Source organism: Curtobacterium sp. PhB146 (assembly GCF_004342995.1).
Taxonomy (GTDB): Bacteria; Actinomycetota; Actinomycetes; order Actinomycetales; family Microbacteriaceae; genus Curtobacterium.
This window is the reverse complement of record NZ_SMBN01000002.1, coordinates 698,901-718,454: the sequence shown is the minus strand read 5'-3', so window position 1 is coordinate 718,454 and position 19,554 is coordinate 698,901. Positions and strand designations below refer to the sequence as shown.

Below are 19,554 nucleotides of genomic sequence, written 5' to 3'. Positions count from 1 at the left end.
TCACTCCCCCGCCGACGGACCCGACCGTGGCGCCCCCGTTCGGAAGGACCCTCGCGTGCCGCAGCTCACCGTCCTCGTCGACGGGACCGCGGTACCGCGTGCACTCGGCGGTGTGGGCCGCTACGTCGAGGGGGTCGTGTCGCACCTGACCGACCCGGGGCTCGACGTCCACCTGGTGGTCCGACCCGTGCACGCTCCGCACTTCGCCGCCGTCGCGCCGCACGCGACCGTGCACACCGCGCCGGGCTGGACCGACTCGGTGCCGCTCCGGTTCCTGTGGGAGCAGACGGGGCTGCCGGCGCTCGGCCGACGACTCGGCGCGCAGGTGCTGCACTCCCCGCACTACACGTTCCCGCTCGGCTGGCGCGGCGGATCCGTCGTCACCCTGCACGACGCCACGTTCTTCTCGAACCCCGAGTGGCACTCCCGCCTGAAGCGGACGTTCTTCACCTGGTGGAGCCGCCGGTCCCTGCGCTCCCGCCCGGTCGTCATCGTGCCGAGCGCGGCCACCGCGACCGAGGCCGCACGGGTCGTGACCGGCATCCGCGCCGACGTCCGGGTCGCACCGCTCGGCGTCGACGGTGCCGTGTTCCACGAGCCGTCCACCGCCGAGGTCGAGGACGCCCGGATCGCCGCGACGCTGCCCGAGGGTGCGCCCTGGATCGCGTTCCTCGGCACGATCGAACCGCGGAAGAACGTCACCGCGCTGCTCGATGCCTACGCCGCGGTGCGTTCCGCGCGCGCGGACGCCCCGTGGCTCGTGCTGTCCGGAGCGCGGGGCTGGGACGAGTCCGCGATCGCCCGGCTCGACGCGCTGCAGCCGGACGACCACGTGATCGAGGCCGGCTACCTGCCACTCGAGGACCTGGCAGGCTACCTCGGCGGCGCGGAGTTCGTCGTCTACCCGTCGCTCGGCGAGGGCTTCGGGCTGCCGGTGGTCGAGGCGATGGCCTCCGGCGCCTGCGTCCTGACCACCCGGCGGCTGTCGCTGCCCGAGGTCGGCGGTGACGCAGCGGTGTACACCGAGCCGTCCGCCTCCGCACTGGCGTCCGCGATGACGCAGCTGCTCGACGACCCGTCGCTCGTCGCGTCGCACCGGGCGGCCGCGCTGGCCCGGGCCGCCTCGTTCACGTGGGAGGCCACGGCAGCCGTGCACGTCGAGGCCTACTCGGCCGTGGCCCGGGACGCGCGGGCCGGGGGTACCCGGTGATCCGCGTCGCCGTGCTGACGGTCACCTACAACACCGGCGAGACCATCCGGCCGTTCCTGGCGAGCGTCGCGGCGGCGTCCTCAGAGCCGGTCGCCGTCGTGATCGCCGACAACGGCTCCGCCGACATCGACGCACTGCGGGCGATCGGTGAGTCCTACGGTGCCGTCGTGGTGTCCTCCGGGGGCAACCGCGGCTACGGCGGGGGCATCGACGCCGCACTGAGCGCCCTCGACGACGTCCTGCCCGACGTCCGCCCCGAGTTCCTGCTCGTCACGAACCCCGACGTCGTGCTCGCACCCGGCTCGATCGACGAACTCGTCCGCGCCGCCGACCGGCTGCCGTCCGGCGGGTCGTTCGGGCCGCGGATCCTCGACGAGCAGGGTGAGACGTACCCGTCCGCACGCCAGCTGCCGTCGCTCCGGACCGGGCTCGGCCACGCGGCGTTCTCGCGGTTCTGGCCCGCCAATCCGTGGAGCCAGCGGTACTGGTCCACCACGCAGGTCGTCGAGCGCGAGGCCGGCTGGCTGTCCGGCGCGTGCTTCCTCATCCGGACGTCGGTGTTCCGCGAGCTCGGCGGGTTCGACGAGTCGTACTTCATGTACTTCGAGGACGTCGACCTGGGCCAGCGCGTCGGTCGCTCCGGTCGCGCGAACGTGTACGTGCCGACGGCCGTGGTCACCCACACCGGGGCGCACTCGACGTCGTCCAACCGGCGCCGGATGGAGATCGAGCACCACCGCAGCGCGTACCGGTTCCTGTCGCGGAAGTACCGGGCGTGGTGGCTCTGGCCGCTGCGCGTCGCCCTGCACGCGGGCCTCTCCGCCCGCGCCCGCTGGGTCACACGCAAGTAGCCCGGTCGGGGTCTTTGCGCGCGGGGTTCTGCCATCGCGCCCCCGCACGGTCGTTGCGCCCCGACTCCCCGGGGCGCAACGACCGCAGCGGGGCGCGCACATCGGTCGCAGCTTCGGAGGCCCCGGTTCGATCGCGTTCCGCACAACCGAAGTGCACGTGAACCGCGGGATTGCACGGCTCGACCGCACTTTGGTTGTGCGGAGCGTCGCGCGGCGGGGACGCGGGCAGCGGGTCAGGCGCGGAGGCGGGCGCGTTCGGTTCGGGCTGCGTCCAGCAGCACGTCGGCTCGGGCGTCGAAGGAGTGCTCTGCGGCGATGCGCGACGCCACCGCCGCCCGCTCGGCAGCAGTCGGCCACACTCGTGCCGGGTCCAGGAGCGCAGCGAGCTCGTCACGGGAACGCGCCACCGCGAGCGTCGGGACGTCGAGCACCTCGGTCAGCCCGGCGACCTCGTCGGTGACGACGACTCCCCCGGACGCCAGCACGTCGAACACCCGGTTCGACACGAAGCCACCGGCCGCCATGTCCGCCCAGTGGTCGTTGAGCACCACGCGCGCCGAGGCGTAGGCCGTGGCGACCTCGGCCCGGCTCAGCGACGGTTCGCCGAGCGCTGCGTCGGGGACCACGCCCTGCCACGCCGGGCCGTGCACGCGAAGGTCGGCTCCGAGCGCCACGGCATCGGCGACCACCGGGCGCGCGGCGCCGCGGGTCGAGCCGACGAAGACCACCCGGTCGGCATCGGGGCTCGTCGTCGCCCGCGCGCCCGGGTGGAACACCGCGGGGTCGGTCGCCTGCAGCAGCGTGCGGACCGGGACCCCCGACCGCGCTGCGGCCGCAGCAGCCCAGACCGGCCCGGCGGCGAAGGCCGCGTCGAACGACCGGAGCTCGGTGTCGGAGACGTCGTCGGGGTGGCTGATCACCCAGAGCAGGTTCACCGACGCAGGGTTCGGCGGCACCCGGTCGAGCCCGCGGATCACGAGCGTCACGTCGTCCGCGGCATCGTCGTCCCGCACGTGGGCGTCACGGCGGTCGATCCGGACGCGCTGCCCGAGCCGCTCGAGGGCCCCGGCCAGCTCGGCGGCGAAGTGCACGTCGCCCCAGCCGTCACCCTCGGGCCCGGCGGGAGCGGCGATCTTCAGCGACCAGGTGAGCGGGTCGGTGGCGCTGCTGGTCGTCCGGCGGACCGGTGTCACCGGTCGCGCTCCCCACGGCGGCAGCGGCGGCCCGGCGGAGACTGCAGCGCCCCGGCCGTCGACCGAGTCCCGTCTCGCGTCCCGCCACGACGAGAACACGTCCACGGTGGCAGCGTCGATCGTCCGCCCGGGTTCAGCGAGTCGGACGGTCTCACCGACGTCCTTCACCAGGATCGTGGGACCCGACTGCGGTCGCTGGCGCACGGCGCACGCGTGCGTCCACCCGACGAGCGTCGTCGGCTCGTCCGTGAGCACGGGCGCAGGGACGATCGCGGCCCGGGGCACAGCGAGCACGGGTTGATCGGCACCGAACACCGAGTCCCCCGTGCCGAACGGACGGTCGTCGGACCACGGGAGTGCGCCGGGACGGATGAGCAGTGCACCGTTCCGCGCTGAACCGTCCGCCGTGCGCACCGAGGCCTGCACCAGGCGGTGGACTCCGGTCTCGGCGAGTGCCCGGAGGCCGGCGGCATCGATCGTCACCGAGGTGTCGACGAGCACGAGGACCCGTCCGACCCCGGCGGCGAGGCCGGCGTTGATCGCGGACCCCAGGCCGTCGACCGGCACGCTCCGCACCCACGGCAGGCGACGACCGAACGGATCGCGCGGCGAGGCGTCGGCGACGTAGCTCACGGCGCGGACGTCAGCGCCACGGCCGAAGGCCTCGCGGGCGACGGCGACGAGGCGCGCGACCTCGGCGTGCCGGTCCGACCGGGTCGTGACGAGGACCGTGACGTCCTGGTCCAGGTGCGGCAGGGGGCCGTCGAAGCCGGCCACGCGGACGACGTCGGTCGTCGCTGCGGGCGTGGGACGGGCCTCCCGGTCGGGGTGGTCGGCAGCCGTCGTGTCGCGACGACGGCGACCGAACCACCCAGAACCGGACGCCACGGGCGGTGCTAGGCGCCGAGGAGCCGCTGGAGGTAGACGCCGTAGCCGCCCTTGACGAGCGGTGCGGCGAGCTCGGCGAGCTGCGCGTCGTCGATCCAGCCGTTGCGCCAGGCGATCTCCTCGATGCACCCGATCTTGAAGCCCTGACGGTCCTCGATGACCTTGACGTACTCGGACGCCTGCATCATCGACTCGAACGTGCCGGTGTCGAGCCACGCGGTGCCACGGTCGAGGACCTGGACGCCGAGTTCACCGGCCTCGAGGTAGCGCTCGTTGACCGTCGAGATCTCGAGCTCGCCACGGGCGCTCGGCTCGATCGTCTTCGCGATCTCGATGACCTTGTTGTCGTAGAAGTACAGGCCGGGGACGGCGTAGTTCGACTTCGGCTCGGCCGGCTTCTCCTCGATGGAGACGGCGGTGAAGTCGTCGTCGAACTCCACGACGCCGTAGGCCTTCGGGTCGGCCACGTGGTACGCGAAGATCGTCGCGCCGTCGACCTCGGTGTTCTTCCGCAGGTTCGTGCCGAGGCCGGTGCCGTGGAAGATGTTGTCGCCGAGGACGAGTGCGACGCTGTCGTCGCCGATGAAGTCCTCGCCGATGACGAAGGCCTGCGCGAGTCCGTCCGGGGACGGCTGCACGGCGTACTGGATCTCCATGCCGAAGGCGGAGCCGTCGCCGAGCAGGGCCTTGAACTGCTCGTTGTACTCCGGCGTCGTGATGACGAGCACTTCGCGGATGCCGGCCATCATCAGGGTCGACAGGGGGTAGTAGACCATCGGCTTGTCGTAGATCGGCATGAGCTGCTTGCTGATGCCCTTGGTGATCGGCCAGAGGCGCGTGCCGGATCCACCGGCGAGGATGATGCCCTTCATCGGGATCGCTTCCTTCCTTCGTTACTTCGTCGTGCGGAGGGACTCGGTGTAGGCCACGCACTCCTCGTACGTCGGCAGCAGACCGGCGGCGGCGGCCGCTTCGAGCGTCGGGGCGCTCGTGTCCTTCTCGGAGAGCACCGGCTCACCGATGCCGTCCGGCAGTTCGAGCCCGACGGTCGGGTCGAGGATCGTGATCCCCTTCTCGCGCTCGGGGTCGTAGTGCGCGCTGACCAGGTAGTTCACCGTGGAGTGGTCCTCGAGCGCGACGATCGCATGGCCGAGGCCCTCGGACAGGTACACGGCCTTGCGGTCGACGTCGTCGATGCGGACCGAGTCCCACTGCCCGAACGTCGGCGAACCGACGCGGATGTCGACGATGTAGTCGATGAAGGCGCCACGGACGGCGGTGACGTACTTCGCCTGGCTCGGGGCGACGAGGGCGTAGTGGATGCCCCGCGCGACGCCGGCGGACGAGATCGACATGTTCACCTGGCGGAGGTCCAGCGGGTGACCGACCGTCTCTTCGAGGACGTCGGCCCGGTACGCCTCGAGGAATGCTCCTCGTGCGTCGCCGTGCTGGACGGGCGTGAACTCCCACGCGCCGGGGATCTTCAGTTCGCGGATCTGCACCGGGGAAGCCTAGCAAGGTGGCGCATCGCATAGGCTGTCCTGGTTCTGTGCCCCGCGCCCCGCGCGCTGCGACTCCCGAAACGAGACCAAGCGAGCCCGTGAAGCTATTCGTCCAGATCCCCTGCCTCAACGAGGAGAACACCCTCGCCAGCGTCATCGACTCGATCCCGCGTGAGATCGACGGCATCGACGAGATCGAGATCCTGGTCATCAACGACGGCAGCACCGACCGCACCGTCGAGGTCGCCAAGGAACACGGCGTCAAGCACTTCGTGCACCACACGACCAACATGGGGCTCGCCCGGTCGTTCCGCGACGGCGTCGACTACGCCCTGCTGCACGGTGCCGACATCGTCGTCAACACCGACGGCGACAACCAGTACCCGCAGGCGCAGATCGCCGAGCTCGTCCAGCCGATCCTGCGCAAAGAAGCCGAGATCGTCATCGGCGACCGGCAGACCCGCACGATCGAGCACTTCTCCGGCTTCAAGAAGCTCATGCAGCGCTTCGGGTCGTGGGTCGCCAGCCGCGCCGCCGGGCTCGACCTGCCCGACGCCGCGAGCGGGTTCCGCGCGTACTCGAAGTACTCGCTGATCCGCCTGAACATCGTCACGCGCTTCAGCTACTGCATGGAGACCATCGTGCAGGCCGGCTACAAGCGCCTGGCGATCGCGTCCGTGCCGATCACGACGAACCCGAAGACCCGCGAGTCCCGGCTGTTCAGCAACATCTTCCAGCACATGTTCGAGTCCGGCTCCGCGATCGCCCGGGTCTACCTGATGTACCGGCCGATGGCGCTCTTCGCCTGGGTCAGCGTGATCCTGGGCGGGCTCGGGCTCTGGCCGCTCGTCCGCTACCTGGTGCTGCTCGCGATGCAGACCCCCGGCAACCACCTGCAGTCGATCATCCTGGGTGTGGTGCTGCTCATCACGGCGCTGCTCTCCATCGTGATCGGCGTCGTCGCCGACCTCACCCGCCTCAACCGCACGCTGGCCGAGGAGCAGCTCGACCTGCAGAAACTGCAGCGGTATGGCGACTGACACGGCCTCGGCCGTGTCGGGCACCGTCGCCCGCCCACGGGTCGGCCGTGCCGAGCGCGTCGTCGTCATCGCCCTGACGGTCGCGTTCGCCGCCGTCCTGGCGGTCTGGGCGATCGTGACGACCACCTACAAGGCGCCGGACGAGCCGACGCACGTCGACGCCGTCCTGCACCTGGCGATCGGTGACGCCTGGCCGGAGCCGGGCGCGATGCACTACCTCAACGCCACGCACGACACGCAGATCAGCAACCTGCGACAGCCGGCGTCCGACAACGCGACGTGGGGCGAGCTGCTGCGGGAGTTCCCCGGCGTGCACCCGACGAGCATCGACCAGATGTCGCAGCACCCGCCCACGTACTACGCGCTGGCCGCCGGGGTGCTCCACCTGGTGCACTTCGAGGACCTGCGGTGGGACCACGCCGTGATGGCCCTGCGGCTGTTCGACGCCCTGCTCGTGCTGCCCCTGCCGTTCCTGGCGTGGGCCACCGTGCGTCGGCTGACCGGCTCGCCCCGGGCTGCCGTGGTCGGCGGGGCGGCGATCCTGGCCGTCCCCGAGGTCGCGTCGATCGGTACCTCGGTGACGAACGACGCCCTGATGCTGCCCCTCGCGGGTGCGCTGGTGTACTTCGTCGTCCGGCTGCTGACGGGCGACCAGCGGGTGCGGACCACGGTGTGGATCGGCCTGCTGCTCGGCGCGATGCTGCTGACCAAGGGAACTGCCCTGCCCGCGGTCCCCTTCGTCGGGATCGCGGTGATGGCGGCGGGCTGCACCCGCGCGACCGTCTGGCGGAACGTGCTGCGCACCACCTGGACGCTGGGGATCGCCGGCGTCGTCGGTGGGTGGTGGTGGCTGCGGAACATCCTCGTGTACCACGCGATCCAGCCCGACGGCATGGCCTACGCCCGTCCGTCGATGCCGTTCCCGGACGACACCGCGGCCAGTCCGGAGGTCTTCCTGCGCGACTACTGGAACGGCGTGACCCGCACGTTCTGGGGCAGCGTCGGCGGTCTGACGCAGTTCCAGTTCGCCCAGTTCCTGATCGACGGCCTGACCATCGTGTCGATCGCCGGCATCGTCATCTGGGCGTTCCGCCGCGGCCCGTCGCTGCGACCCGCGATCGTCCTGGCGTCGTACCCCGTCATCCTGATCGCCCTGCACATGCAGAGCGGGTGGGGCGGCTACGTGCGGAACACGATCGTCGCCGGCACCCAGGGCCGCTACTACTACCCCACCCTCATCGCCCTCATCGCCCTGAGCGCCCTGGCCTGGCGGCGCGTGACCGTCACCGCGGCCGGCGCCACACGACTGGCCGTCGGCATGTCCGTCGCGGCGACGGCCATCGCCCTCTACGGCGTCGTCTACGCGCTCCGGGCGTTCGGCCGTGACGCCGCGTTCTGGATCGACGAGTTCTCGATCGTCAAGTTCGACCAGTACGGCATGCTCGCTGCCGGCGGGAACTTCACGCTGGCCACCGTGGCAGCGGTCGCGCTGATCGCCACGGCGGTCCTGCTGGTGCGTTTCGTGCGCCGGACGGCGGTGACGGCGTGACCGCCCGCCGCGAGTGGGTCGTGCTCGGCACGATCACCGTCGCGTGGCTGGGCCTGCTGCTCGGCTTCGCCCTGCTCACCCCGGCGTTCGGCGCCCCCGACGAGCCCGCGCACGTCGACGCCGCGTTCCGGCTGGCGCTCGGCCTCGGGTGGCCGCACGGCGGCGAGATGCACTACCTCGCCGCCATCCGGCAGATCGTGGAGCACCCGGTGCCCGCCGTCGACCGCCCCACGGTCGACGCGCTCCTGGCGGCGGTCCCCGGCGACTCCCCCGCGATCGACCCGATGTCGCAGAACCCGCCGACGTACTGGCTCGTCGCCGCGGGCATCCTGCGCCTGATCCGCTTCGGGGCGCACGACTGGGCCACCTCAGTGCTCGTCCTGCGCCTGTTCGACGTCGTGCTCGTGACCGCGCTGCCGGTGCTCGTGTGGGCGACCGTCCGCCGGGTGACGCGGTCGCCGCGGACCGCCCTGGTCGCACCGCTGCTGCTCTTCGCGGTGCCGCAGCTCGCGCAGGTCGGCGCCGGCGTGACGTCGTGGGCACCGATGATCCTGCTCGGCGCCGTGCTCGTGTGGCTGAGCGTGCGGGTGCTCACCGGTGACCGGTCGTGGTGGACCACGGCGGGGTTGGCCGTGGCGGTGACCGGGCTCGCGGCGATCAGCGCGCTCGGTCTGCTGGCGGTGCCGTTCGTCGTCCTCGTGTTCGCGCTGGCCCGCGACGAGCGCGGCGAGCGCGGCGAGCGCGACCGGGACCGCGACCGCGACCGCGACCAGCGCACCGCACGTCCGTGGCGCCGGTCGGCCCTGCACGCCGGCGTGGTCGTCGTCGCTGCCGCCGCGGTGTCCGGCTGGTGGTGGGTCCGCACGCTGCTCGTCAGCGGGACCCTGCTGCCGGACGCCCTGCGCGGCGTCACCACGGTGCAGCCGTACCCGTCGGGCGGCGCGAACCCCGGCGCGTTCGCCGGTCGGCAGTGGGACGGCCTGACCGCCTCGTTCTTCGGGGACTTCGGCGCGAACCAGTGGCCGCTGCCGCCCATGGTCGTCGACGCCCTGGCGATCATCGGTCTCGTCGCCCTCGGCTGGTCGTACGCGCGTCGCGGCGCCGGACGCCGGGTGATGACCATCGCCCTGGTCTGGCCGGCGCTCGTCGTCGTCGCGACCCTCGCCTACAACTGGCGGAACTACCTCGGCACGCACCAGGGCAACGGGCTGCAGGGCCGGTTCCTGTTCGTGGCCGTCGTCGCCCTCGTGCTGTCGCAGGCCGTGGCGTGGCGTGCCCTGGTCGTCCGTCCGGAACTGCGCCGCCGGCTCGCCCGGATCGCCGCCGTCGGCTCGTTCGCCATCGCCCTGTACGGCATCGGCATCGCGTACCGCGGCGCGTGGGAGAACGTCCAGTTCCGGGTCACCCCCGGCGGCCTGTCGGCGATGGCCGGTGGCTCGCTCGCCGGGCCGCTCCCGATCGCGCTGGCCGGGGCACTGTTCCTCGTCGCCGCCGTCGCAGCCGCCGTGTTCGTCTGGCGCGCGGCCGCCGTGCCGAGCACCACGGCCGCCGTGCCGGGCACCACGGCCGCCGTGCCGAGCACCACGACCGCCCCCGTCACCGGGCTCCCGCTAGAATCGCCGCCGACCCACGAACCGACCGTCAGGAAAGAGAACTCGTGAAGATCCTCGTCACCGGAGGAGCCGGCTTCATCGGCTCGAACTTCGTCCGCCGCACCCTGGAGGACGCGTACCCCGGCCTCGAGGGCGCCGAGGTCGTCGTCTACGACGCGCTGACCTACTCCGGCAACGAAGCGAACCTCGCACCGGTCGCCGACTCCCCCCGCTACACCTTCGTGCACGGCGACATCCGCGACGCCGCGAAGCTCGACGAGGTCGTCCCGACGGTCGACGCGATCGTGCACTTCGCCGCCGAGTCCCACGTCGACCGGTCGGTCCGCGACTCCGGCATCTTCGTCGAGACGAACGTCGTCGGCACCCAGCGCCTGCTCGACGCTGCGCTCCGCCACGGCACCGAGCGCTTCGTGCACGTCTCCACCGACGAGGTCTACGGCTCCATCAGCGAGGGCTCGTGGGACGAGGAACGACCGCTCGAGCCGAACTCCCCGTACTCGGCGTCGAAGGCCGGCAGCGACCTGCTCGCCCGCAGCTACCACCGCACCCACGGGCTGAACCTCTCGATCACGCGCTGCTCGAACAACTACGGGCCGTACCACTTCCCCGAGAAGGTCATCCCGCTCTTCGTCACGAACCTCATCGACGACGTGCACGTCCCGCTGTACGGCGAGGGCAACAACATCCGCGACTGGCTGCACGTCGACGACCACACCCGCGGCATCGCGATGGTCCTGACCCGTGGCCGCGCCGGCGAGATCTACAACATCGGTGGCGGCACCGAGCTCACCAACAAGGAGCTCACGCAGCTGCTCCTCGACGCCACCGGCAAGGACTGGTCGTACGTCGACCGCGTCGCCGACCGTCTCGGCCACGACCTGCGCTACTCGGTCGACATCTCGAAGATCCAGGCCGAGCTCGGCTACGAGCCGCAGGTCCCCTTCGAGCAGGGCCTGGCCGACGTCGTGCAGTGGTACCGCGACAACCGTTCGTGGTGGGAGCCGCTCAAGGAGCGCGCAGCGATCGCATGACCAGGTACCTCATCACCGGCGCCGCCGGCATGCTCGGCCGTGACCTCCGGGCCGCGCTCGCCGGCCGCGACGTCACGGCACTCTCGCGCGCCGAGCTCGACATCACCGACCCGGCCACGGTGGACGCCGCCGTCGCCGGACACGACGTCGTGATCAACTCCGCCGCGTACACGAAGGTCGACGACGCAGAAGACCACGAGGACGACGCCTTCGCCGTCAACGCGACCGGCCCGAAGCTCCTGGCCGAGGCCGCGGTCCGCCACGGTGCGAAGCTCGTCACGGTGTCGACGGACTACGTCTTCGACGGCAACGGCACCGCCCCGTACGCCGAGGACGCCCCGACCGACCCGATCAACGCCTACGGCCGCACCAAGGCCGCGGGCGAGGCGTTCGTGCGCGAGATCGCCCCGGACACGTCGTACGTCGTCCGGACCGCCTGGATCTACGGCGCGCACGGACCGAACTTCGCCGCGACGATGCTCCGGCTGGCCGGCTCGCACGACACCGTGAGCGTCGTCACCGACCAGGTCGGTCAGCCGACGTGGACCGGCGACCTCGCCGCGCGGATCGTCGAGCTCGTCGACGGCGACGCCCCCGCGGGCGTCTACCACGGCACCAACGCCGGGCAGGGGTCGTGGTTCGACTTCACCCGCGCCATCTACACCGAGCTCGGACTCGACCCCGAGCGCGTCCTGCCGACCGACAGCGCCGCGTTCGTCCGGCCGGCGCCGCGCCCGGCGTACAGCGTGCTCGGCCACGACGGCTGGTCGCGCGCCGGCCTGGCGCCGATGCGCGACTGGCGCGAGGCGCTGCGCGCCGCGGTGGCCGCAGGAGCGTTGACGAAGTAGGCACGGCAGTCGACCGGGAGGCCCGGATCACGTCCGCCGCGTCGCGAACGTGATCCGGGCCTCCCGTCCCGGTCTCCTGCCGCGGCTTCCAGGGGGCGGCCCACCGGCCCTGGTAGGGTCGGGCAGCCGGGCGCCGGGCCGGTCCTCGGCCCCATCACCACGACGAGGAGAGCAGCACCATGACCACCCTCCACGTCCTCGTCGACCAGGTCGTCGCACCCGTTCCGGGTGGCATCGGGCGGTACGCCGAAGAGCTCGCCCGGCACCTCGTCGCGAACGCGCCGAGCGGCTGCGACGTCGCCGGGGTCGTGTCCGCGGTCAGCTCCGACGAGATGGCGCATCTGCGCACCCTGCTGCCCGGTCTGTCCGACCTGCAGCGTCTGCCGCTGGCCCGTCGTGAACTCTCGCTCGCGTGGCAGGGCGGCTTCGTCGGTGGCATCGCGAAGGGCATGGTGCACGCGCCGAGCGTCCTCGCTCCCCTGGTCAAGCACGACCGGTTCCAGGACCCGGGCCGGCAGACCGTCGTCACCGTGCACGACACCGTGCCGTGGACGAACCCCGAGACCCTGACGCCCCGCGGCGTCCACTTCCACAAGGCGATGGTGAAGCGCGCGTGGAAGCACGCCGACGCCGTCGTCGTGCCCACCCACGCGGTCGCGAGCGCACTGAACGAGATCCACCGGTTCGACGACCGACTGCGCGTCATCGGCGGAGCTCCGAGCGGTCGGCTGCGGCTGCCCGTCGACGCCGACCTGCGCGCCGAGCGTCTCGGCCTGCCGGACCGCTACGTGCTGGCCGTCGGCACGCTCGAACCACGCAAGGCGCTCGGGTCCCTGATCGAGGCGCTCGCGCACCCCGACGCCCCCGCCGACATCCCGCTCGTGATCTCCGGCCCGGACGGCTGGGGTGACATCGACGTGTACGGCACCGCCGAGCGCGCCGGGCTCGCCCGCGACCGGGTGAAGGTGCTCGGGCGGATCGACGACGCCGACCTCGCCGTGGTCTACGACCGCGCGACGGTGTTCGTGTTCCCGAGCTTCGCCGAGGGCTTCGGCCTGCCCGTGATCGAGGCGATGAGCTTCGGTACCCCGGTCATCCACTCCGACGACCCTGCGGTGGCCGAGGTCGCGTCCGACGCCGGGGTGACCGTCGCCCGGAACCCGCGGGACTCCTACCCGGAGCGGATCGCGCAGGCGGTGTACCAGGTGGTCAACGACCCGTTGCTCGCCGGACAGCTCGCCGTCGCCGGGCCGGACCGTGCCCGGATGTACGACTGGAGCGACTCCGCCGCCGAGACCTGGCAGCTGCACGCCGACCTCTGAGCCGGCGCGGGCGTCACGTCACTCCTCGGAGGTGTACGTCACTTCTTGTACGTGTACGTGCTGACCCAGTCGATGTACAGGTGACCGGTGGCGCCCCAGTTGCCGACCTGGAACATGTACCGGTGCGCGGTCTTCGGCACGTGCTTCGTGATCGTCTTGATCACCTTGCCGTCGAGGCGGTAGCGCACGGACTTCCCCGGGATCCACTCGATCGAGTACGTGTGCCACGACCGCCACGAGACGCCGGTGCTCAGGCTCGTCGCGTTGACCTCCTGGCCGGGGGTCATCGAGTGGTGGTGCAGCATCGGCTGCTGCTCGAAGTTCGCCTCGGGGTAGTCGATCTCGCCGTCCGACCACTTGTCGGACGACGGCCAGAGCATGAACGCGGCGCCGTTCCCGTCGCCGCCGGTCGCCTTGGCGCGGACGATGAACTTGCCGCCCTTGTGCCCCCATGCACCCGACGGGGTGCCGAAGGTGCCGGCAGCACCGTGCTTGCCGTCCAGCTTGACGTCCATGTACCCGTTGTGCGAGCTGATCTGGGCGCCCGAGTAGTACATGCCCCCGGTGCCGTCCGGGTAGGGCTGCCACGACTTCGCGTAGGTCTTGGCGAACTTCCCCTTGGCGGCCGCCGCCGTGCTGAAGTTCTCGCGGAAGGTCTGCTTGAAGTTCCCGACGTTGCCGATCGGTGCCGAGCTGGCGGACGCTGCGGTTCCCGTGCCGAGCGGTACTGCGACGAGTGCGGCACTGAGGAGCACGACGGTGAGTGCGGCCCGCTTGGTTGCACGTTTCTGCATGAGCTGTCACTCCCTGACGTGACGGTTCGCACCCGTTCCCGTGGGTGCCGGGCGGCCGGATCTCGACCACCCGCCGTTCACCGTAGTTGCGAAATGCAGCCCGCGCGCGGGGTTGACAGAACCGCTTTATCCCCAGTACGCGGGGGTTGCAGAACGTTCCGTCTACGTCGAAGAAGTGCTGATCAGCGCCGTGTTGCGTCCCCCGTTCTGGGGCTGCCGGCGACTCGTGGGCTCCGGCAGTCGGTGGTGTTCAGACCCGCGTGCGACGGCGGCGTGACGACACGACGGCGGTGACGACCGCGGCGAGGACGGCGACGACCGCGACCACCGCTGCGACCTCGGCCACGTGCAACGCTAGGAGCCACGACTCGAACTGCGACTTCGTCGCGACGACGTGCTCGTCCGTGCCTCGGATCCACCAGGACACCGGGCCGGCGCCCCGTGCGGCGACGGCGCACACCACGGCTGCGACGACCGCGACACCGACCAGGACGAGGGCGGTGGTGTGGCGACGGAGACGAGCGGGCATGGCGGTACCGTAGCGCGCATGACCCGATGCGAGGAATGCGGCCGACCGATCACCGGCGAGGTCGTCCGGACAGCGACGCGGACGCTCGACCGTGCCTGCGCCGACCGGACGAACGCGATCGCGTACGGCGTCCTGAACGGCGGGAACCCGTTCGACGGTCCAGGGGCCACCCGCGCGGAACGCTCGAGGGAGTCGCGCAGGCGCGCGGAACGCTAGAGGGAGTCGCGCAGACGCGCGGCCTTCTCCTCGACCAGTCGCTCGAGGCCGTCGGCGTACTCGGTCAGGCGAGCCGCGACCGCGGGCTCCGAGGTGCCGATGATCCGCGCAGCGAGGAGTCCGGCGTTCGCGGCACCGTTGATCGCCATCGTCGCCACCGGGATGCCGGCCGGCATCTGCACGATCGACAGCAGCGAGTCGAGGCCGTCGAGGCGTGCGAGCTGCACCGGGACACCGATGACCGGCAGCGTCGTCATCGAGGCCACCATGCCCGGCAGGTGCGCGGCGCCACCGGCACCGGCGATCACGACGCGGATGCCACGCTCGGCGGCGCCGCGGGCGAACCGGGTCATCTTGTCGGGCGTGCGGTGCGCCGACACGACGTCCGCCTCGAACGGGATGCCGAGCTCGGCCAGGATGTCGGCCGCAGCGCGCATCGTCGGCCAGTCGGAGTCCGAACCCATGATGATCGAGACGAGCGGCTGGACGGGTGCGTCGGTGTCGGTCACGCGACGAGCCTAGCCGAGCAGCACGCGGCGCCAGGCGTCGTCGTCACGGCCGATCGTGCGCTCCCCCGTGACCCACCGGACCGCCCGTTCGTCGGCGGTCCCGCGCTCGACAGCGGCGCGCACCGCACCACGCCAGGCCCCGACGTCGTCCGGCACCGCGACGGCCCCGTGGGCCCGCGCCACGGCGTAGGAGGGCCGGTCCGAGACCACTGCCGGCAGTCCGAGTGCGGTGTACTCGAGGAACTTCAGGTCGCTCTTCGCGCGGTTGAACTCCTCGTCACGAAGGGGCGCGACACCGGCACGCCAGCGCTCCCGGTGCGCCACGAGCCAGCGGGAGAACGCCGGGTAGTGGCCGTCCGGCACCTCGATGCGGCGGAACCAGTCGGCGCCGCCCTCGTCGGTCACACCGATGACCTCGAGCCGGATCGGCGTGCCGTCGGTGGTCGTCAGGTCGGTGAAGACGTCGCGCAGGAGTTCGAGGTCGGCGGCGTGGGTGAGCGTGCCCATGTACAGCACCCGGTGCTCTGCTCCGGGACGATCGTCGTCGTCCTCGGTCACGCCAGCGGTCCACAGCCCCGGGTCGAGGGCGTTCGGCACGACCGTGACGTCGCGGGCGACCGGGCGCACGACCTCGGCCAGCTCCGGTGTGCTCACGACGACCGTGTCGGCACCGCGGACCAGTGCGTCGATCGAGGCGAGGCGGTCCGGGTCGTACTCGGCGCGGGCGAGGCGCTGGCGGCCGGACTCGGTGAAGAAGTCGTCGTCGACCTCGCCGGCGACGCGGACGCCGCGGGCCGCAGCCGCCGCGAGGAAGGGCTGCACGGCGTCGCGCGGCAGGATGTCGCGCTGCACCAGGACGGCGGCGTACGACGTCGTGTCGGTCCCGTCGACGAACGCGACGGGGTCGACCTGGCGGACCTCGGCCGTGCCGCTGGCCGCCAGGTGCTCGGTGCGCCGGACGACGCGCACGTGGGCGGATGCGGGGTGGGCGCCGTCACCGCCCGCGACGACGTAGCCGAGGACCGGCAGCGGAACGGGCACGGGGGGCGTCCCGGCGACGACCCGGCGGAGTCGACGAGCGGCCCGGCGGACGAGATCACGCGGCATGTGCCCATCCTCTCGCACCGGACGACCGGGCTCGTACGCAGTGATCGGACGCGCACCGTGCGGAGTTCGTCGCCGGGGAGCCCGCTGACCGATCCGTGCGAGCCTGCATGACCGCACCCAGCGATCAACCTCGCACCGAGTGAGCAGTGCCGCACCGTGCGCAGGGAGGAGAACAGGCGAGCACCGTGGCACGTTCGCCACTCCTGTCGTCGCTGACCGCTCCGTGCGAGCCTGCATGACCGCACCCAGCGATCAACCTCGTACCGACTGAGCAGTGCCGCACCGTGCGACGGCAGCACCGGCACCTCGCACCTCGCACGGTGCGGGGTTGCCAGCGGAACGGGCCCGAGCGGTCAGCGCCGCGCCACCGTCACCGTCCGGCAGGGGCTCGACTTCCGGTCCTTCCCGGTGCCGGTGTTGCGCGCGACCGCGCAGACGGTCCGCTTGCCGGCCTTGAGCGCGACGGTGCCGGCGAAGCCGTGCTTCGTGCCAGAGCCCCACGTCCGGTCGACGTCGGCGCGCACGCGTCCCGCCGACAACGACGTCACCCGCTTACCGTCGACCGTGATCGCGACCGTGCTGGCGGCGGACACGGCGTCACCGTCGAAGGCCCAGCCACGGACGCTGATGCCGCCCTTCTTCCCCGTCACCGAATCGAGCGCGACGTAGGGGTCGTGCCGGAAGGCGCGGACGGTGGCGCACCCGAGCGTGGTGTCCGACCCGGCGCCGATGTTCACCGCGGTCACGCAGACCCGGCGAGCGCCGGCGGCAGTCGGGACGACGGCCTCGAAGCCGTGGGTCGCCCCGACGCCCGCGGCGGCGTCGACGTCGGTGCGGCGGAGTCCGGCGGTCACGGCTCCAGCGGCGACGCCGTCGACGGTGGCACGGACCCGGACGGGCTGCGTGGGGTCGTCCTCGTCGAAGGCCCATCCCCGGACCCGGACGCCGCCACCGGTGCCGGCGACGACCTCGAGCGAACCCTGCGGCGCGAGGTCGGCCGCGGGGACCCCGAGCCGGGCGTTCGCGACGAGGGCCTGGGCGTAGGAGGACCACCACTTGCCCGCGGTGGGGGCACCGTTGCAGGTGCCGTCGCTCGCGCCGGGGGTCTTCACCCACAGCAGGGCGTCGAGCGCGGTGCCGTCGGTGGCGACCCGGGGCGAGGTGCCGAGTCCGGCGCCGGGTCCGTTGCACCAGGTTCCCCGCCAGCCCTGCCCGTTCCGCGAAGTGTCGATCACGTAGTGCGATCCCCCGGTCGCACTGGAGACCTTCTGCGCGTAGGCCTGTTCCTGCGCGGTCGGGTAGTAGTTCGCGACGTTCGTGAAGAACCCGCGGGCCCGCTGCACGCCGGCACTGTTCAGCCGTGCGGCCATCGTCGCGGGCGGCACCCAGTTCGAGTTGCCGGCGTCGAGGTAGGCGGGCACCCCGGCGGCGGTGAGCCCGGCGACGGTGCGGGACAGGATCCGGTAGCGCTGCTCGTCGAGCGTGGTGCTGCACTTCGCGTTGCTGAGCATCGCGAGGGAGTCCGGCTCGACGATCACGGCGGCGCGGTGTCCGGCGAGTGCCGCGGTGACCTGGTCGACCCAGGCGTCGTAGGAGGCCTCGGAGAACCCGCCGGCGGAGTACCCGCCGCAGTCCCGGTCCGGGATCGCGTACAGCACGAACACCGGGGTGGTGCCGGACTGCTCGGCCCCCGAGACCGCCGTGCTGATCGTCTTGGTCAGCTGGGTCCCCTGCGTCCACTCGCCGAGCCACGTCGCGACGGGGTACCGGGCGATGGTCGACGCCGCGGCGGCACCAGCGGGGTCCGAGGCGGCGAGCGCGGTGGCCGCCTTCGCTGCTTCGCTCGTGGGCGACCGGTACGGACCGGCACCGTACAGCGACGCAGCCGATGCGGAGCGGATGGTCGTCGCGGACGTCGCGGCGGTGGCGCTCGACCCGAACGCGACGGGCAGCAGCCCGCCGACGAGGGCGGTGAGTGCGACGGCGGCGCCGCAGACGACGACACGGCGCGGACGGCGGCGCATGGACACTCCCCTGGACGATCGGACCCCTGACCCGTCCATGGCACCATGCGCCCGCAGTGGCGGCCAGCCGCCAGTGCGGGTGGCACCCGAGCGGGTGTCGGCAACAGTGCCGACACCCGTTGTCAGTCGTCGAAGTGCGCCGCGGCCGCGCGTGCCCGGTAGACGACGTCGTCGACGTCGTCGCCGATCACCGTCACGTGGCCGATCTTCCGACCCGGCCGGGGGGCCTTGCCGTAGAAGTGGTACTTCGCCTCGGGGAACGCCTCGAGCGCGGCCGGGTACCGGGCGGCGAGGTCGCCGTCGGCCGGTCCGCCGAGCACGTTGATCATCACGGCGGCCGGGGCGAACGACCCGGTGGCACCGAGCGGCAGGTCGAGGACGGCACGCAGGTGCTGCTCGAACTGGCTCGTCGTCGCACCGTCGATGGTCCAGTGACCGGTGTTGTGCGGTCGCATCGCGAGTTCGTTGATGAGGATGCGCTCGTCGGCGGTCTGGAACAGCTCGACGGCCAGGACCCCGGTGACCCCGAGCTCCTCGGCGATCCGGACCGCGATCGACTCCGTCACGTCGGCGATGCGTCCAGCGCTGTCGGGCGCGGGGGCGATGACCTCGGCGCAGACACCGTCGCGCTGCACGGTCTCGACCAGCGGCCACGCCACCACCTGGCCGGAGGGGCGGCGGGCGACGGACTGCGCGAGTTCGCGGGTGAACGGGACGAGCTCCTCGGCGAGCAGCGCCTGCCCGCCGCCGGCCTCGGCGACGGCGATGAACCAGTCGTCGACGTCCGAGGGGTCGGACACGACCCGGACGCCCTTGCCGTCGTAGCCACCGCGGGGCGTCTTCACGACCGCGCGGCCGCCGTGCTCGTCGAGGAAGGCCCGGAGCTCGTCGGGGTCGTGCACCGCGGCCCAGTCCGGCACCGGCAGGCCGAGCTCGGAGAGCTTCGTGCGCATCGTGATCTTGTCCTGGGCGACGGCCAGCGGTCCGGGTCCGGGGCGGACGGCCACGCCGGCGTCGACCAGGGCGCGCAGGACGTCCTGGGGCACGTGCTCGTGGTCGAACGTCACCACGTCGACGTCGCGGGCGAACGCCAGCACCGTCGCGGCGTCGTGGTAGTCGCCCTCGGCCGTGGCGGCGATGGCGGCCGACATGCCCGGCCCCTCGGCGAGGACCCGGATGTCGATCCCCAGCTCGACGGCCGCCGGCACCATCATCCGTGCCAGCTGTCCCCCACCGATGACCCCGACGCGCAACGCCATGCTGTGTGATCCTTCCGGCGTTCGCACCATCCGGGGTGAACGCGTTGTCTACAATCGCTGTTCGGGTCG

17 protein-coding genes are annotated in these 19,554 nt (G+C 72.1%); 8 read left to right on the top strand and 9 right to left on the bottom strand.

All coding sequences use genetic code 11. From position 1 onward, the window contains the following. Positions 1–55 precede the first annotated feature (55 nt). Both EDF33_RS11835 and EDF33_RS11830 read left to right on the top strand, forming a co-directional pair. Entirely contained in the window at positions 56–1,210 is a 1,155-nt protein-coding gene (locus tag EDF33_RS11835) for a glycosyltransferase family 1 protein (protein ID WP_243692440.1), read from the top strand. Then, positions 1,207–2,061, top strand: coding sequence for a glycosyltransferase family 2 protein (locus tag EDF33_RS11830; RefSeq protein ID WP_123292223.1), 855 nt, complete (start codon positions 1,207–1,209; stop codon positions 2,059–2,061). Before EDF33_RS11835 ends, EDF33_RS11830 begins: the two co-directional genes overlap by 4 nt. 233 nt (positions 2,062–2,294) lie before the next feature. Here EDF33_RS11830 and EDF33_RS11825 read toward each other — a convergent pair whose 3' ends face one another. The 3 genes from EDF33_RS11825 to rfbC are packed head-to-tail and all read right to left on the bottom strand — an operon-like array spanning position 2,295 to position 5,644. Further along, positions 2,295–4,142, bottom strand: coding sequence for a glycosyltransferase (locus EDF33_RS11825; RefSeq protein WP_132100119.1), 1,848 nt, complete (start codon positions 4,140–4,142; stop codon positions 2,295–2,297). 8 nt (positions 4,143–4,150) lie between these two features. Continuing rightward, the gene (gene rfbA, locus EDF33_RS11820; protein ID WP_111085998.1) at positions 4,151–5,014 is read right to left on the bottom strand and encodes a glucose-1-phosphate thymidylyltransferase RfbA; all 864 of its coding nucleotides are present in this window, start codon (positions 5,012–5,014) and stop codon (positions 4,151–4,153) included. A gap of 21 nt (positions 5,015–5,035) precedes the next feature. Further along, positions 5,036–5,644, bottom strand: a complete 609-nt coding sequence (gene rfbC, locus EDF33_RS11815) for a dTDP-4-dehydrorhamnose 3,5-epimerase (RefSeq protein WP_123292220.1) — start codon at positions 5,642–5,644, stop codon at positions 5,036–5,038. 98 nt (positions 5,645–5,742) lie between these two features. Between rfbC and EDF33_RS11810 the strand changes: the two genes are divergently transcribed. From EDF33_RS11810 to EDF33_RS11785, 6 genes are all read left to right on the top strand, one after another. Continuing rightward, positions 5,743–6,684 carry a glycosyltransferase family 2 protein gene (locus EDF33_RS11810; protein WP_111086000.1) on the top strand — a complete coding sequence of 314 codons (942 nt, stop codon included), beginning with the start codon at positions 5,743–5,745 and terminating at the stop codon, positions 6,682–6,684. After that, positions 6,674–8,233, top strand: a complete 1,560-nt coding sequence (locus EDF33_RS11805; protein WP_132100118.1) for a glycosyltransferase family 39 protein — start codon at positions 6,674–6,676, stop codon at positions 8,231–8,233. Before EDF33_RS11810 ends, EDF33_RS11805 begins: the two co-directional genes overlap by 11 nt. Further along, entirely contained in the window at positions 8,230–9,894 is a 1,665-nt protein-coding gene (locus EDF33_RS11800; RefSeq protein WP_132100117.1) for a glycosyltransferase family 39 protein, read from the top strand. The genes EDF33_RS11805 and EDF33_RS11800 overlap by 4 nt, the downstream gene beginning before the upstream one ends. Beyond that, positions 9,891–10,877, top strand: coding sequence for a dTDP-glucose 4,6-dehydratase (gene rfbB, locus EDF33_RS11795; protein ID WP_111086003.1), 987 nt, complete (start codon positions 9,891–9,893; stop codon positions 10,875–10,877). The genes EDF33_RS11800 and rfbB overlap by 4 nt, the downstream gene beginning before the upstream one ends. Next, positions 10,874–11,725, top strand: coding sequence for a dTDP-4-dehydrorhamnose reductase (gene rfbD, locus EDF33_RS11790; RefSeq protein WP_131922427.1), 852 nt, complete (start codon positions 10,874–10,876; stop codon positions 11,723–11,725). The genes rfbB and rfbD overlap by 4 nt, the downstream gene beginning before the upstream one ends. Before the next feature lie 179 nt (positions 11,726–11,904). Continuing rightward, positions 11,905–13,047 (top strand): glycosyltransferase family 1 protein, encoded by a 1,143-nt coding sequence (locus tag EDF33_RS11785; RefSeq protein WP_132100116.1) that lies wholly within the window; start codon positions 11,905–11,907, stop codon positions 13,045–13,047. A gap of 38 nt (positions 13,048–13,085) precedes the next feature. Here EDF33_RS11785 and EDF33_RS11780 read toward each other — a convergent pair whose 3' ends face one another. The 6 genes from EDF33_RS11780 to EDF33_RS11755 form a co-directional block, all read right to left on the bottom strand. After that, complete coding sequence (locus tag EDF33_RS11780; RefSeq protein ID WP_132100115.1) at positions 13,086–13,841, bottom strand: glycoside hydrolase family 16 protein; 756 nt, start codon at positions 13,839–13,841, stop codon at positions 13,086–13,088. A gap of 250 nt (positions 13,842–14,091) precedes the next feature. Then, a complete protein-coding gene (locus EDF33_RS11775) occupies positions 14,092–14,370 on the bottom strand; it encodes a hypothetical protein (RefSeq protein ID WP_132100114.1) in 279 nt (92 codons plus the stop codon). Positions 14,371–14,582: 212 nt separating this feature from the next. Continuing rightward, positions 14,583–15,095: a 5-(carboxyamino)imidazole ribonucleotide mutase gene (gene purE, locus EDF33_RS11770; RefSeq protein ID WP_111086008.1), complete on the bottom strand. Its 513-nt coding sequence runs from the start codon at positions 15,093–15,095 to the stop codon at positions 14,583–14,585. 9 nt (positions 15,096–15,104) lie between these two features. Then, the gene (locus tag EDF33_RS11765; protein ID WP_132100113.1) at positions 15,105–16,202 is read right to left on the bottom strand and encodes a hypothetical protein; all 1,098 of its coding nucleotides are present in this window, start codon (positions 16,200–16,202) and stop codon (positions 15,105–15,107) included. Between the two features lie 353 nt (positions 16,203–16,555). After that, a complete protein-coding gene (locus EDF33_RS11760; RefSeq protein ID WP_165918800.1) occupies positions 16,556–18,226 on the bottom strand; it encodes a glycoside hydrolase family 6 protein in 1,671 nt (556 codons plus the stop codon). A 122-nt stretch (positions 18,227–18,348) separates the two neighbouring features. After that, positions 18,349–19,485, bottom strand: a complete 1,137-nt coding sequence (locus EDF33_RS11755) for a 5-(carboxyamino)imidazole ribonucleotide synthase (RefSeq protein WP_132100111.1) — start codon at positions 19,483–19,485, stop codon at positions 18,349–18,351. Positions 19,486–19,554 lie beyond the last annotated feature (69 nt).

Excerpts from the sequence above, each read along its gene's own strand:
- EDF33_RS11755 (WP_132100111.1), bottom strand. The coding sequence starts at position 19,485 with ATGGCGTTGCGCGTCGGGGTCATCGGTGGGGGACAGCTGGCACGGATG.
- EDF33_RS11805 (WP_132100118.1), top strand. The coding sequence starts at position 6,674 with ATGGCGACTGACACGGCCTCGGCCGTGTCGGGCACCGTCGCCCGCCCA.
- rfbA (WP_111085998.1), bottom strand. The coding sequence starts at position 5,014 with ATGAAGGGCATCATCCTCGCCGGTGGATCCGGCACGCGCCTCTGGCCG.
- EDF33_RS11775 (WP_132100114.1), bottom strand. The coding sequence starts at position 14,370 with ATGCCCGCTCGTCTCCGTCGCCACACCACCGCCCTCGTCCTGGTCGGT.
- EDF33_RS11780 (WP_132100115.1), bottom strand. The coding sequence starts at position 13,841 with ATGCAGAAACGTGCAACCAAGCGGGCCGCACTCACCGTCGTGCTCCTC.
- EDF33_RS11785 (WP_132100116.1), top strand. The coding sequence starts at position 11,905 with ATGACCACCCTCCACGTCCTCGTCGACCAGGTCGTCGCACCCGTTCCG.
- EDF33_RS11760 (WP_165918800.1), bottom strand. The coding sequence starts at position 18,226 with ATGCGCCGCCGTCCGCGCCGTGTCGTCGTCTGCGGCGCCGCCGTCGCA.
- EDF33_RS11765 (WP_132100113.1), bottom strand. The coding sequence starts at position 16,202 with ATGCCGCGTGATCTCGTCCGCCGGGCCGCTCGTCGACTCCGCCGGGTC.
- rfbD (WP_131922427.1), top strand. The coding sequence starts at position 10,874 with ATGACCAGGTACCTCATCACCGGCGCCGCCGGCATGCTCGGCCGTGAC.